This window comes from Neorhizobium huautlense, from assembly GCF_030811685.1.
GTDB lineage: Bacteria > Pseudomonadota > Alphaproteobacteria > Rhizobiales > Rhizobiaceae > Neorhizobium > Neorhizobium huautlense_A.
Map to the genome: position 1 here is coordinate 352221 of NZ_JAUSRF010000002.1, position 13946 is coordinate 366166.

The window sequence follows — 13946 nt, forward strand, 5'->3', positions numbered from 1 at the left end:
TCATGCTCCAAGTGGCCGGCGCAGATCGAGCGTCAGCGGAAATTCGGGCGAGGGCGTTTCGGCCATCAACGTATAGTTTCCGGCCGTGTGCCCCCAAGGTTCGAACCGCGCGAGCCGACGTGCTTCCGCCTCGTTGCCGTTGACCGGGAAGGTTTCATAATTGCGCCCGCCCGGATGGGCAACATGATATCTGCAGCCGCCGATCGATCGGCCAGACCATCTATCATAGATGTCGAATGTAAGAGGTGTGTTAACCGGCAGAACCGGGTGCAGGCCCGAGGCCGGCTGCCATGCCTTGAAGCGCACGCCCGCAACAGACACGCCGGAGGTTCCGGTGGCCTTCAGCGGCACCGCCCGGCCATTGCAGGCAACGGTGTAACGTTCGGGGTTTGATGTTTCGAGCTTTACCTGCAGGCGTTCGACGGAGCTGTCGACATAACGCACGGTGCCGCCGATCGCGCCCTGTTCGCCCATCACATGCCATGGCTCCAGCGCCTGTCGCAGTTCCAGCTTGGCGCCTTCATGCTCCACCTCGCCGAAGAAGGGGAAACGGAATTCCAGCTGCGCCTCGAACCATTCGGGGCGCAGGTCGAAACCGTTGTCGCGCAGGTCGCGCAGCACATCCATGAAATCGGCCCAGACATGAGTGGGCAGCATGAACCGATCGGCCAATGCCGTGCCCCAGCGCACGAAACCGCCCTGTGCCGGATTTTTCCAGAAGCGGGCGATGAGGGCGCGCACCAGAAGCTGCTGGGCGAGCGACATGCGGGCATTCGGCGGCATTTCGAAACCACGGAATTCCACGAGGCCGAGGCGTCCGGTCGGGCCATCCGGTGAAAACAGCTTGTCGATGCAGATTTCCGAACGGTGGGTATTGCCGGTCACATCGGTCAGGAGGTTGCGGAACAGGCGATCCACCAGCCAGGGCAAAGGCGCTTGCCCCTGACCGGGGGCGGGCACCTGCGCCATGGCGATTTCCAGCTCGTAGAGTGAGTCGTGGCGGGCCTCGTCGATGCGCGGCGCCTGGCTGGTCGGGCCGATGAACAGGCCGGAAAACAGGTAGGAGAGGGAAGGGTGGCGCTGCCAGTGCAGGACGAGGCTTTTCAGAAGGTCCGGCCGGCGCAGGAAAGGGCTGTCATTCGGGTTGGCGCCGCCGACCACCACATGGTTGCCGCCGCCGGTGCCGGTATGGCGGCCATCGATCATGAACTTGTCGGCACCGAGGCGGCTCTGGCGGGCCTCTTCGTAGATGGCGGTGGTGATATCGACGGTTTCCTGCCAGCTGGAGGCCGGATGGATATTGACCTCGATGACACCGGGATCGGGTGCGACACGGATGACGTTGATGCGTTCGTCCTGCGGCGGCGCATACCCTTCGATATGGACGGGTAGGTCGAGCGAGGCGGCGGCGCGTTCGGCGGATGCGATCAGGTCGAGATACTCTTCGACCGAAACGGTCGGCGGCATGAACACGCAGAGGCGCCCGTCGCGCGGTTCGACGGAGATGGCGGTGCGCACATGACCGCCGATCTCGGCATCGTTGCGTTGCTGCGGCTGCTGATCCGGCGAAAACGCCTGAAAACTCGCCGTCTGCTGGGCGCGACCGGCATCCTTGGCGAAATCCGGCAATTCTTCGCGCTCGACCGTCGGGTCCATCGGGTTGATGTAAGGGTATTGCGCTGGCGGGATGTAGGGCAGCGACCCGAGCGGCAGGCGATATCCGACGGGGCTGTCACCGGGCACCAGAAAGATACGGCCGCGTCGTGTCGACCATTTTTCCGATTGCCAGATGCGGCCGCCGGCGCGCGCATTCCAGGCTTGAACGGGCAGAACGTAACCGGTTGGTTTTGTCAGGCCGCGTTCGAAAACGCGGGCCATGCGGTTGCGCTCCTCCGGGTCTTCCAGCTTGGAGTTTGCCGGGTCGACATTGTCGGGGAGGTTTGCCTCTTTCAGAAGCCACTCGCCGGGATCCTCGAAAGCGGGGGCGACGAAATCCGGATCGATATCGAGTTCATCGGCAATCGCGCTCAGCAGCCGGCTGGCATCGTCTTCGCTCACCTGATAATTGCGGCCTTCGCCGGCAATCAGTGATGGATCGTTCCAGACGGACAGGCCATCGCGGCGCCAGTAGAGCGAAAAGGTCCAGCGCGGCAGGCTTTCGCCGGGATACCATTTGCCCTGGCCGTAATGCAGGAAACCGCCCGGCGCAAAACGGTCGCGCAAGCGTCGGATCAGGATATCGGCCTTTTCGCGCTTGGTCGGGCCGACAGCGGCTGTGTTCCATTCGTCGGATTCGAAATCGTCGATCGAGACAAACGTCGGTTCGCCGCCCATGGTGAGGCGCACATCGCCCGCGGCAAGCTCGCGGTCCACCTTTTCGCCGAGTGCGTTGAGCGCCTCCCAGCTTTCATCGGAAAACGGCTTGGTGATGCGCGGATGTTCGGCGACGCGCGTGACGTTCATGGCGAAATCGAAGGACGTATTCGCCTCGCCAAAATACCCGCCGGAAATCGGCGCGGCATTGCTGTAATGCGGGGTGGCGGCGAGCGGGATGTGGCTTTCACCGGTCAGAAGACCGGAGGTCGGGTCGAGGCCGATCCAGCCCGCGCCGGGAAGATAAACTTCCGCCCAGGCATGCAGGTCGGTGAAATCTACTTCCGTGCCGGAAGGGCCGTCGAGCGCCTTCAGGTCCGGCGTCAGCTGGATCAGGTAACCGGACACGAAACGGGTGGCGAAGCCGAGATTGCGCAGGATCTGCACCAGCAGCCACGAGGTATCGCGACAGGAACCGATGGCCGACAGCAGGGTCTCTTCCGGCGTCTGCACACCCGGTTCCATGCGGATGACATAACCGATCGCCTGCTGCAGGCGGGCATTGATGCCGACCACCATGTCCACGGTCGGCTGCTCGGGGGAAAGGTCCAGTTCCTTCAGGTAATCGATCAAGGCCGGGCCGGGCGGTTCCGGTATCATGTAGATCGACAGGTCTTCGGCCAATTCTTGCGGATAGCGGAACGGCCATTTCGTCGCTTCTTCCTCGACGAAGAAATCGAAGGGATTGTAGACCGTCATGTCGGCAATCAGATCGACCTCGATCTTCAACTCGGTGACGGGGTCGGGAAAAACGAAACGGGCGAGATAATTGCCGTAAGGATCCTGCTGCAGGTTCACGAAGTGGTTTTCAGGGCTCACTTTCAGCGAATGCGACAGAACCTTGGTGCGGGAATGGGCGGCGGGTTTGAGCCGGATGATCTGCGGGCCCAGCCGGACCGGCTTATCGTAGATATAATGGGTGAGATGGTAGACGCTTGCCTTGATCGACATCGTTCCCCTTAAAGCCCTTTGCGGGCGCCCCTTGCCCAGCCTCGTGAAATGGGCCGGTCGCATGTTCGTTGACGCGAGTTTGTGCAATGCGGGGAAAGATTGCAAGGCGGTTTCGGATGCATGCAACCGGCTTTTGTCAAAGTCGCAATGCGGAGGGTGGAACGCGTCTTGGCCCCGGTTTGTCGGCATGAACGGGGGATAACCCGTGCTTTTTTCCGTCCCGTAATTTTTTCTTTATGAGTAAAGCTTTACGTAAGCGCCATGTTGTCAGCTCTCATCACGTCCTCCAGCCTCGCCATTGCGAGCCTGCTGATCGGCTTTGCATTGTTCGTTGCCTGGTGGCAGTTCGCGCGCAGAACCCATGCGCTGATCTGGGCCTTTTCCTTCATGGCGGCGGCCATCGGCCATGGCGTGCGCATCGTCGGCGGGCCGCTGTCGGGCCATAGCGATCTGCTGGCCATGCTGGCCTGCCATGCTTCGGTTGCCAGTTTCGCTTTCCTCGCCTGGGGTTTTCGGCTGCGTGCGGCGCGCGACAACCACCTGACATTTGCCTGCTGGGGCGTGGCGACAGCGGCGCTGCTGTATTGCTATTTCATCATCGGCGGGGCCGAAGGGCGGATGCTGAACCGCATCATCACCGCCGCCGGCGATGCCGCCATGGTCGGCATCATCATCGTCACCATCAGGGCCACAAGCCGCCGGGCTCTGGCGCTGCGTTTTCTGTTTGCAGGTTACGGCGCCTATATCTGCAGCGTTGCCATCGCCGCCTGGCTGGCGCGTGATGGCGGTTTGATCGGTGGGCCGATGTTTTTTGCGGTTCTTTCCATCGGCACGCCGACCGGCATGATTGCCACCGGCCTTCTGACCCTGTTGATCGTTGCCGCAGATCTGGCCGAAGACCTGCGGCGTCAGGCAATCGCTGATCCGCTGACCGGGCTGTTGAACCGGCGCGGGCTGGAACAGCAGGTGGCGCCGGTTTTTGCCTCCGGTCGCGCCGTCCGCCGTCCGCTGGTCGTGGTGCTGGCGGATATCGACCATTTCAAATCGATCAACGACCGGCTTGGCCATGCCGCCGGCGATGCGGTGATCCGCGCTTTTGCCGCGCATCTGCATTCGGCCGGCCGCAAGGGCGATCTGGTGGCTCGGATCGGTGGCGAGGAATTCGCCATGGTCTTGCCGGGGCGGGAAATCCACGAGGCGGTGGCGCTGGTGGAAGATTTGCGCGAGGGCGTGCCGGCGGCGCTGAGCGGCATCGCTTCGGCGGATGCCGTCACCGCCAGTTTCGGCATCGCTCTGGTCGGTGATGGCGAAACCTTCGAAGCAACGCTTGGTCGCGCCGATAGCGCCCTTTATCGCTCCAAGAAGGCCGGCCGCAACGCCGTGACACTGGAGCCGCAGCCGGAACTGGCACGCGCAGTTTAATTCGTCACGCCCGGAATGAACGGCCCGACCGGCACGATGCCGTTCGGATTGAGCGCCTTGATCGAATAATAACCCTGCTTGATATGGTCGATATCGACCGTTTCGCGCACGCCCGGCAGCGCCAGAACCCGCAGCGTATAGGCCTGCAAGGACGGATAATCGGCGATGCGGCGCAGGTTGCACTTGAAGATGCCGTGATAGGCGGCATCGAACCGGATCAGCGTCACGAACAGCCGCACATCGGCGGCCGTTACCCGATCGCCGAACAGGAAGTTTCTGCCATCGGCAAGCCGCGCTTCCAGCGTGTCGAGCATGGAGAAGACGTCGGCAAAGGCTTCTTCATAAGCGCCCTGCGTGGTGGCGAAACCGGCGCGGTAAACGCCGTTGTTCAGCTTCGGATAAAAGGCTTCGGCCAGCGTATCGATCTCGGCGGCGATATCGGCCGGGTAAAGATCGATCGTGTCATCCGCCAGCGCGCCAAAACCGCTGTTGAGCATTTTCAGAATGTCGGCGGATTCGTTGTTGACGATCGTTTTTGTCTGCTTGTCCCACAGCACCGGAACCGTGGCGCGGCCGGTATAATGCGGATCGGCCATGGTATAAATCTGGTGCATGTAGGTGGCGCCGTTCAGCGTGTCGGTGTCTGCACCCGGCCAGGTGCCGAACCGCCAGCCTTCATCCGAAAGTTTTGGCTCGACGACGGATACGGAAATGACGTCTTCCAGCTTTTTCAGCTTGCGGCCGATCAGCGTGCGCGAGGCCCAGGGGCAGATATGCGCGACATAAAGATGGTAACGGTCCTTTTCCGCCTTGAAACCGGCATCACCCGTCGGGCCGGCTGAACCATCCGGCGTTACCCAGTGGCGGAAACCGGAGACCTGCCGCACGAAACCGCCCTTGGCATCGGTTGCCTGAACCGGGTGCCATTCGGCTGTCCATTTTCCATCCACGAGCATGTTTCTGTTCCTGTCTTCCGGTCGGGGAGCGGCAGGATATCACGGGATATCCTGCCTGTTGTCGTTTACCGCTTTGTCGGACGCAGCGCGTAAGGACCATCGCCGATCAGCGCCAGAGCCAGAAGGCCGACGATCCAGAAACCCAGAAATTCCCAGCCGCCATTTTCGTTGGTGAAGAAGAAACCGGCCGGGCCATGCACGGTGAAGATGGCGCCGAGCAGGACCGGAATCATGGCAAGGGCGGCCAGACGCGGCAGCACGCCGAGAATGAGCGCGACGGCGCCAATCAGTTCCCATGCGATGGTGACATAGGCAAGCCAGCCCGGCAGGCCGAGCGAAGAGAAGAAACCAGCCGTGCCGGCCGGGGTGAACACAAAAATCTTCAGGCCGGCATGGGCGAGAAACAGGATGCCGAGGCTGAGGCGCAGAATGAGGGCGGCGTAAGGAGCGGTGCGGGTGTCGGTCATGGGTGCAAAACCTTGCGTTAGGGGCAATGATGTTGCCGGTTATGCACTCGTTCCGTGGTGATGATTATCCGGTTGGGATGAGATTGATTGATTCTGATTTGGAAGGAATGGCGAGATCTTGGTCGGAGGAACGGGATGGCCCGCCTCGTGACGTCAAGTGCTGATGACCGATCTGGAGATCAGCGAGTTTCATCGGGCTGCGGTTATGATGATTGAGGTGGAAAACCTGGCCGGATGTGATCAGGGAATAGGTGTCGTATTCAAGCTGGCAACCGCATCAAATATTGTTTGATACTTCTTCCTCAAGCCAGGCTTCCCAAGATTTTCGTCTAGAATTTGCATCGCTTTATCCGGCTTTCCAACGGCAATTGCTGCCGCGGCGGCACGAAGATAAGTGTCGTGAGTTATCATAAAATGTGTGTTCTTCGCTTCGTACATTTCGAGCAAGTTTGCAGCATTCTGTAATTGTCCGAGGAGTGGTTCCCCCCATTGCTCGAAGAAACTGGCGATATCGCTCAACGCATTTTCCATCTCTGACACGCCAGTAGCGCTCCACCGGCGATACTCAGGTTTTGGGGCGCCAAAATGGACTGGCTGCACCAAGACCATGTCAGCACTGCCGGCAATAAGATGTGTCTGCTTGTCGATGAGGCCGGCGAGAACTTTCCCAACAGCAGGCATCGTAACTCTTATCCAAGGATGAAAAGCGACTTCTTTTCCATTGTCGTAGCGTGGGTTGAAGCTGACGCTGAGCGAAAGCGAGTGACTGCTTTCCGAAAGCTTTCGTTTGTAATCAAGTGAACGGCTCGCACGATTGAAGCCTTTCGCAAGAAATCCGCTATCCGCTTTCGACGCCAGTGATAAAAGCAGATCTTCCTTGATGTCTTTTGATTTGCGCATTTTTCCCTTCCTACCACCCCTTGTCCCAATCCGGCCGCCCCTTGAACGCCGCGGTCAGAAAATCCACCAGCACCCGCACCTTTAGCGCCAGATGCCGCCCCGGCGGATACAGCGCGTAGATGCCAAAATCGTCGTAACCACGCTCGGAAAGCAGCAGTGTCAATCGTCCGTCGCGCAGGCATGAGCCGGCGATAAAGCTCGGCAGGCGGGCGATGCCGAAACCGGCGAGCGTGGCGGCAAGGCAGGCCTCGGCGTTGGAAAATTGCAGCCGTCCCTTCATCATCACCGTATCCGTGCCGCCATCGTCGCGGGCAAACTGCCAGCGAAACGGTTCGCGGAAATTGGTGTCGATGATGCAGTCATGGCCTTCCAGTTCGGCCGGCGTTTTCGGCGTGCTGCGGGTGGCAAGATAAGCGGGGGAGGCGGCCACGACGACGCGGCTGTCGCAGAGTTTTCGCGCGATCAGGCTGCTGTCGGCCGGTTTTCCCACGCGGATTGCCGCGTCAAAACCTTCATCCACCAGATTAACGTTTCGATCAGAAAAATTAACATCCAGCTGTATGTCGCTGTATTGTTTGGCAAAGTCTATTAAGATCGGTGCCAGCTGGGCGGTGCCGAATGTGATCGGCGCGCTGATCCTGAGCCTTCCCGAAGGTGCGCCGGAGGCATGCCGCGTGACGGTGTCGAGCGCCTCGTAATCCTCCAGAAGCGGCTTGATGCCTTCAAGGTAGCCGCGCCCGGCTTCGGTGAGCGAGAGGGCGCGGGTGGTGCGGGTGAGAAGCTGCACGCCAAGCTCCGCCTCCAGCCGCGATACCAGTTTGGACGCCTGTCCGGTGCTGGTGCCGAGACGGGATGCGGCGGCGGCGAAACTTCCGTTTTCCGCCACCGCCACGAACATCCTGTCGCAATCGAGCCTGTCCATGCGTGCCCTTCTCATGAAATATCTGCGGAGGGCATCTTAGTAGATGGGTGATGGCTGGTTGCAAGGTGTCTGAAGCGGCGGCTGTGGTTTTGCTGCGCCTGACTGCGGCTATTTCGAGAAATCGAAAACGGACGATGCCGCCTGCGCCTTGTCTTCCCCTCGTGGTGCCGGGTTTTCCGGCTGGCTGCCGGACATGTTCGCTTCCAACCCTATCTCGGCGAAAAGCGCACCGGCTGCGGCCTGGCCTCCCGCCAATTGGTCGGCTGCGGCGAGGATGCGGCCGTGCACCTGCCGTTCGCTGAAAAAGGGCTGGGCGAGATCCGGCATGTTGCGGGTCATGGCCCGGTCCACCATTTTCGCACGCAGATCGAGTGCGGCGCATTCGGCGAGAGCATCGAGCGGACCTTGCGGCTTGAGTGCCGCGTAACACTCGGTGACGTCATCCTGCACGCCGGATATGCCGGTCTGGATATAGGTCTTGTCGAACCGTTCCGTGCCCTTGCTCAGCGCTTCCTGCAAGTTCTGCGCACCCTCTGGCGCAGGCATGGCTGTCGGCGTCTGCGTGCTGGCGGCACTTGCAACGACCGGTGTCAGGGCAGGGCTTGTCTGCCTCTGGCTGCAGGCGCGGTCGGCGAGCGTTTGTGCCTCCTTGTTGGTCCTGACCAGCCCCAGTCGCTCTCCGTTGGAAAGATCGTGCACGACGAGCCTTTCACCCGCAGGAAGATAGGTGCGCAGCACGGCGGCGCAGGCGGTCTTGCCATTCACCCGCCATTCGAGCTTTGCGCCATAGGGATAACTGGCGGACGTCGAAAGCTCGATCATGTGTTCGAGCGGCACATCCTTGTCCTTCATGACCGGCATATAAAATATGCCCAGTTTGCCCTCGACATAATGCAGGATCGCCGTAACGCCGCCCGGTCCCGAACATTCGCGGATGAACTCGTCCGGCCGTTCGGCCACGACCGGGCATTTGCGCGTTTCGCTATAGGTGGAATGTGGCGCCGCTGCCTGCGCGAAGCTGCCAAGGCTGGCTGCCAGAACGAGTGCGGTGAAGCCGAGCTTTGCTCTCATGACGATCTCCCATGTCCCTCAAGGTCGGTCGGGGAAGGTGATGCTCCCCCGATCCCGCGTTTTCAGCGCGTGCAACCGCTGGCGCCGGTGATGCAGGCGGAGAGCTTGTCGGCGGTCATGCCCTGTTGCTCCATTTCTGACTTGGTTTCCGGGTCTTCGACGGTGATCGCCCAGTCGGCTTTTCCGTCTTCCAGGGGCGCCAGAACGAGTTCACCCGGTTTCTTTTCGTCGCGCGCATGATGGATCAGCATCTTCTGGGTCTTCCACATGAGCATGCCGCTGGTTTCGAAGGTGATCTTGGTGTTGCGTTCCGATACCTGGCAGACGAGGTCGCGGACCTTCACATTGCCGTCGCCGCCGAGCTTTGCGACGAGGATGGTGCTGTCGAGCAGGTCGTCACCGGCGCCCGATGCCGTCAGGGCCGCATTGCAACGCAGGTCCGCCGCACGTTTTTGCAGGGCGTTCTGTTTTGTCTGGCAGAGCTGGTAGACCGGCATGGCCGCGTTGCGGCGCATGTCGCTCGGCAGGGTCTGGCACAGTTCCAGGGCCTTTTCGGCCTCCGGCGTATCCGGCTCGACATTGACGAAGGCGGCCTCGATCTTCTCGACGGCCGCAGCCGACTGTTTCGTCGCGACGCCTTCCAGCGCCGTTTCGCAGCGATCACGAATGGTTTTCGTGCGGTCGTTGGGAAGGCTGTAGAGGCCGCGCAGGCCGCTGCACACCTCATCCAGCTTCTTGCCGCTCTCGGGCTGGTCAGGGGTATAGGCGGCGGCAATCGTGTCGATTTCGGCAACCGCACCGTCAAAAACTTCCGTACGGCGTATGTCGAGCGGCTGTTCGACGAAACGCGCCACCAGATCGGACTGTCCCCAGCCTGTGGAAATGCCCTTCAGGTCTGGCTTCAGGTTGTTCGTCTCAATCAGCGTGGCAGCATTGGCCGGCATCGCGGCCAGCCGCTGCTGTTCCTTGCGCAGCGCGCCGATCAGCTCCTGCCGCTCCTGTATTTTCGGCCATTGCGACACGAGCCGCTTTGAATAGTCTTCCGGCATGGCCGGGCATGCGGGGGCGGCCGCCAGATAACGTTCGGCGATGTCGCGTGTCCAGTAATCGAAAGGCACGCTGGTCGCCAGTTCCAGCTTGTCCAGATTGAACCCTTGGTTGACACCCTGCAGGACGGTGAAGCGGCTGCACATCTCGGTGGCATCGCCCTGGTAGAGATCGCTGGCCGGCTGGCCACCGGCCACGACGATGCGGTCAGCGCTGGCGCTGAGCAGTTTCAGGGCGGCGGAAAGATAATCGTCGTTGCGGGTCAGGCCGGCAAGATTGTCGGAGAAGGTCGTGTTGAGGGTTTCGGCAAACACCGTGCGGTCTGCGGGCGTGGCAACCGGCAGCGCGGAAAGATCGGCGACAACCTTGTCCTGATAACGTTTCCAGAAGCTGCCCATGCCTTCCCGATAACGCTTCATATAGGCCTGCCGGTCAAGCTGCGGCAGGGTGAATTCGATCGGCACCTGTTTCGACAGGTCTTCCACGCGCGCGACGGCAGCAGCGTCCGGGGCGGGCGTTTCCAGCGCGGTGAACAGGGCGTCGAAACGTTCGCGCGGGGTTTCTGCGCGCGTGACGGTGAATTGCTGGCATTCGTGGCCCGGCGCGCCTTTCAGCCATGCGGCGCGGATCGTTCTGCCTTCGGCTGCCACCGCCAATCGGGGATTGCCCTTTTCATCGGCCAGCACATTGCCATCCGCGGTGCTGGTCTCGACCATGTCGATCCATCGCACATAGCTATCGCCGGAAACCTGGTAATAAACCGTGGTCTTGATCTTGCCGGTCAGATCTTTCGAGATCTTCCAGTCGGTCAGGTAGTTTTCCGAATGGCAGGCGAAGCGGCCGGAATAATAGACATTATCGGCATCGCTGGCATGTGCCGCAGAGGCGGCGAGCAGTGCGGCGGATGCATAAAGGGACACGAGAAGCGGGCGCATCAAAAACTCTTTCGATGAAAAGGGGAAGGGCGGACGCTTGCTGCTCGCAACCGACCGCCGTCTTGAAATGAAGAATATCAGCGTGCCGACGCCATCCAGCCGTCATCGGTCTGCATGACGCGCAGCGGAACCGCCATGGTCTGGCCCGCCTTGCCGAACATGCCGCCGACCATCGTGTAGCGCACATTGCAGATGTAGGCCTTCTTGCCGCTTTCCTCGCAGCTGACCTTTTCCAGATCGGTGACCTCGGTCGGCATCATTCCGGTCATCGGGTTTTTCATGGCCCCGCCGCCAAACGCACCGGAAAGCTGGTTCAGCTGTTGCGTTTCCATCTCGATTGCGCGGTTGAGCGCATCGGTAATGTCGCTGGCGGAAGGCTCCGACGAGCAGCCGGCGAGAAGAAGGACCAGGGCACAGGCCCCGGCCGATCTCAGTGCAAAATGCCTGGCAAACATCATGTCAGACCAGCCAGGTGGATGGCTGTGCGATGGCTTCGTCGCGGTGCAGATAAACGATGCTCTTGATGCAGCGCGCAAGATACCAGATCGAGGTGACGAAGGCGGCAAGCACGCCGATCAGGATGATGCTGAGGATCACGCTGACGACGGCGAAAAGAAGGCCCTTCCAGAAGGTGCCGATCAGATAATTGTAGTGGGAGGCCAGGAGCGGCGATGCCTTGCTACGGTCGATATAGGCAAGGATGAGGCCTGCCGGTGCGCAAAACAGCAAAAGGGCTGCTGCAACATAGCCGAGCGTCTTGGTTTCGGATTGGCCGTTTGAGGCGGGCGTGGATGTAAAGTCGATCATGAAGAGGGAATCCTGAAATGAACACGAGCGAACGGTCACGTGGTGCGCCGATCATCGGCGGGTTCCCTGTCATGGCTGATGCCTACCCCCACAATGCCTGGCCTGCGGAAAAAACGGCCGGACAACAAGCGACTGACCTGACAATCGCTTGCCTGCCTTTATTCGACCAAAAGTTTTAATCGGTCGGAAATTCGCCTGGGGGTTTTTACCGTACGCGCAATGATTGCGCGCCCTAAGCGACTGTTATGGCGAACGAAAGATGAAGGCGGGGGAGTGAGGCGGTGCATGTCCTTTCGGCGGGACGCCTGACAGCACGGAACCCCGGCGATTGGTATCGCCGAGGCTCTCACGGGCTGTGGGGACAGCCTCTAGAACTTGATGGCGATGCCGGCTTTCACGACGTGCTGATCGAGATCGACATTGAGGCCCGGCGCAATCTCTTTGTCGCCGAAATTGTTGTAGCGATATTCGCCGCGAATGAAGACATCGTCGGTGACGGCATAATCGACGCCGGCGCCGATCGTCCAGCCGCTGAAGGTTTCGCTTTCCTTGTCGAACGGGGTTTCCAGATAGGCGCGTGTCGCCGTCCAGCCGCCTGCGCCATAAATCAGGGCGCGATCGAAAGCGTAACCGAGGCGTCCGCGCACGGAGCCCGACCATTCCGTGCCTGCTTCAAGGCCGGGTAGGCCGAACAGATCGTCCTGTTCGTTCCAGTTGTAGTCCGCATCGCCTTCGATGCCGAGGACGAAGCCATTGCTGAACTGCCAGTTGTAACCGACGAAGCCGCCGAAAATGCCGCCGTTGAAATCCTCGGTCGCGCTGCCAAACCCGGTCGAGAAGTCGGCATCGAGCCATCCGCCGCCGCCCTGAATACCGACATAGGCGCCGGACCAGCTGAAGGGCGCGATCTCGACCGCGGCGGGCGCCTGCGGGATCTGCTGGACGGCATCCGCTGCGAAGACTGACGTCGAGGCAGAAAGGGCAAGCAATGCGATTGCAGTTATCTTGAACATGGTATCCTCCCGAAACCGATGTTCCTTTTTATTCTTTCTCTGCCCCAAAAGATGTAGCGAAGTTGCCACATAGATTCGAATATTCTTATTTAGTAATTTTAGTTTAAAGCAATGTTGTAATATTGGCTGATGCTGTGCATCGGTGCTGTTTATTCTTTTTAATGTGACTTTTTGTCGTTTTTTATGCGCGTGGCAGTGGGGATGAGTGGGAGCGAAAACAGGTATCCTATCGGCAGTTCGGGGGAGGGGAATTGCCGCCGGTATGACGTGCCGGACGAGGTTCAATGAACCTCTAGGTCAGTATGTCGTGTCGAGGCCCAAAAATGCAAAAAGCCCTGTGTGAACAGGGCCTTGCAAGGGTACGGATGGTGGGCGTGACAGGGATTGAACCTGTGACCCCTACGATGTCAACGTAGTGCTCTCCCGCTGAGCTACACGCCCTTCCGTGAGGCGGCATAGACCATATGGCCGTGCCGCCGTCAACTGGTTTTGTGTCGATTTTTTGAAGTTTTTTCAAACCCCTTATGACACAAGGCTTTTGCCTCAGGCGGCGTCCAGCATCTTGTTCACTTCTTCCACAAGGTCACGCAGGTGGAAGGGTTTGGAGAGCACTTTCGCGTCCTTCGGAGCCTTCGAATCTGCGTTCAGCGCAACGGCCGCGAAGCCGGTGATGAACATCACCTTCAAATCCGGGTCGAGTTCGGTGGCGCGGCGGGCAAGTTCGATGCCGTCCATTTCCGGCATGACGATATCGGTCAGCAGAAGCGAGAAGGGCTCTTCGCGCAGGCGGTCGTAAGCGCTGGCGCCGTTGTCGAAGGACGACACTTTGTAGCCGGCCTTTTCAAGCGCCTTCACCAGGAAGCGGCGCATGTCGTTATCGTCTTCAGCAAGAAGGATTTTTTGCATCGTCTTGAAAAACCGTCAGTGGGTCGTGTTTAAAATTTGGCTCTTAGCCCTACATTAGCCATTTCGCGGTAAAGAACCGGTGAAGGCGTGTAGAGTGCCATTGGTGGGTCATTACATAGTATGGACTTCACCGCTGGCAACTGGCAACATGACGTTACGAACAAGTTACCGATATG

General features: G+C 60.0%; 13 protein-coding genes and 1 tRNA gene. 2 read left to right on the plus strand and 12 right to left on the minus strand.

Features of this window, described 5'->3' with window-relative positions:
- Positions 1 to 3324: a transglutaminase family protein gene (locus J2T09_RS04260; protein WP_306831432.1), complete on the minus strand. Its 3324-nt coding sequence runs from the start codon at positions 3322 to 3324 to the stop codon at positions 1 to 3.
- Positions 3325 to 3585: 261 nt separating this feature from the next.
- Here J2T09_RS04260 and J2T09_RS04265 point away from each other — a divergent pair, with 261 nt between their 5' ends.
- Entirely contained in the window at positions 3586 to 4746 is a 1161-nt protein-coding gene (locus J2T09_RS04265; RefSeq protein ID WP_306831434.1) for a GGDEF domain-containing protein, read from the plus strand.
- Here J2T09_RS04265 and J2T09_RS04270 read toward each other — a convergent pair.
- From J2T09_RS04270 to J2T09_RS04305, 8 genes are all read right to left on the minus strand, one after another.
- A complete protein-coding gene (locus tag J2T09_RS04270; RefSeq protein ID WP_306831436.1) occupies positions 4743 to 5702 on the minus strand; it encodes a glutathione S-transferase family protein in 960 nt (319 codons plus the stop codon). The genes J2T09_RS04265 and J2T09_RS04270 overlap by 4 nt on opposite strands.
- Positions 5703 to 5767: 65 nt before the next feature.
- The gene (locus tag J2T09_RS04275) at positions 5768 to 6169 is read right to left on the minus strand and encodes a DoxX family protein (protein ID WP_306831440.1); all 402 of its coding nucleotides are present in this window, start codon (positions 6167 to 6169) and stop codon (positions 5768 to 5770) included.
- 240 nt (positions 6170 to 6409) lie between these two features.
- Complete coding sequence (locus tag J2T09_RS04280; protein ID WP_306831442.1) at positions 6410 to 7069, minus strand: hypothetical protein; 660 nt, start codon at positions 7067 to 7069, stop codon at positions 6410 to 6412.
- Between the two features lie 10 nt (positions 7070 to 7079).
- Positions 7080 to 7991, minus strand: a complete 912-nt coding sequence (locus tag J2T09_RS04285; RefSeq protein WP_306831444.1) for a LysR family transcriptional regulator — start codon at positions 7989 to 7991, stop codon at positions 7080 to 7082.
- 108 nt (positions 7992 to 8099) lie between these two features.
- A complete protein-coding gene (locus J2T09_RS04290) occupies positions 8100 to 9062 on the minus strand; it encodes a hypothetical protein (RefSeq protein WP_306831446.1) in 963 nt (320 codons plus the stop codon).
- 62 nt (positions 9063 to 9124) lie between these two features.
- Positions 9125 to 11044: a hypothetical protein gene (locus tag J2T09_RS04295; protein ID WP_306831449.1), complete on the minus strand. Its 1920-nt coding sequence runs from the start codon at positions 11042 to 11044 to the stop codon at positions 9125 to 9127.
- 77 nt (positions 11045 to 11121) lie between these two features.
- The gene (locus J2T09_RS04300) at positions 11122 to 11502 is read right to left on the minus strand and encodes a hypothetical protein (protein ID WP_306831451.1); all 381 of its coding nucleotides are present in this window, start codon (positions 11500 to 11502) and stop codon (positions 11122 to 11124) included.
- A gap of 1 nt (position 11503) precedes the next feature.
- Positions 11504 to 11851 carry a DUF4870 family protein gene (locus J2T09_RS04305; protein ID WP_306831454.1) on the minus strand — a complete coding sequence of 116 codons (348 nt, stop codon included), beginning with the start codon at positions 11849 to 11851 and terminating at the stop codon, positions 11504 to 11506.
- Between the two features lie 17 nt (positions 11852 to 11868).
- On the opposite strand from J2T09_RS04305, the gene J2T09_RS04310 reads away from it, so the two are divergent.
- Complete coding sequence (locus J2T09_RS04310) at positions 11869 to 12030, plus strand: hypothetical protein (RefSeq protein WP_306831456.1); 162 nt, start codon at positions 11869 to 11871, stop codon at positions 12028 to 12030.
- 189 nt (positions 12031 to 12219) lie between these two features.
- Here the strand turns inward: J2T09_RS04310 and J2T09_RS04315 are convergent, their stop codons facing one another.
- From J2T09_RS04315 to cpdR1, 3 genes are all read right to left on the minus strand, one after another.
- Positions 12220 to 12864 (minus strand): outer membrane protein, encoded by a 645-nt coding sequence (locus J2T09_RS04315; protein WP_306831458.1) that lies wholly within the window; start codon positions 12862 to 12864, stop codon positions 12220 to 12222.
- Between the two features lie 366 nt (positions 12865 to 13230).
- Positions 13231 to 13305, minus strand: a tRNA-Val gene (locus tag J2T09_RS04320).
- 102 nt (positions 13306 to 13407) lie between these two features.
- Positions 13408 to 13770, minus strand: coding sequence for a response regulator CpdR1 (cpdR1, locus tag J2T09_RS04325; protein ID WP_112728645.1), 363 nt, complete (start codon positions 13768 to 13770; stop codon positions 13408 to 13410).
- Between the last annotated feature and the right edge of the window lie 176 nt (positions 13771 to 13946).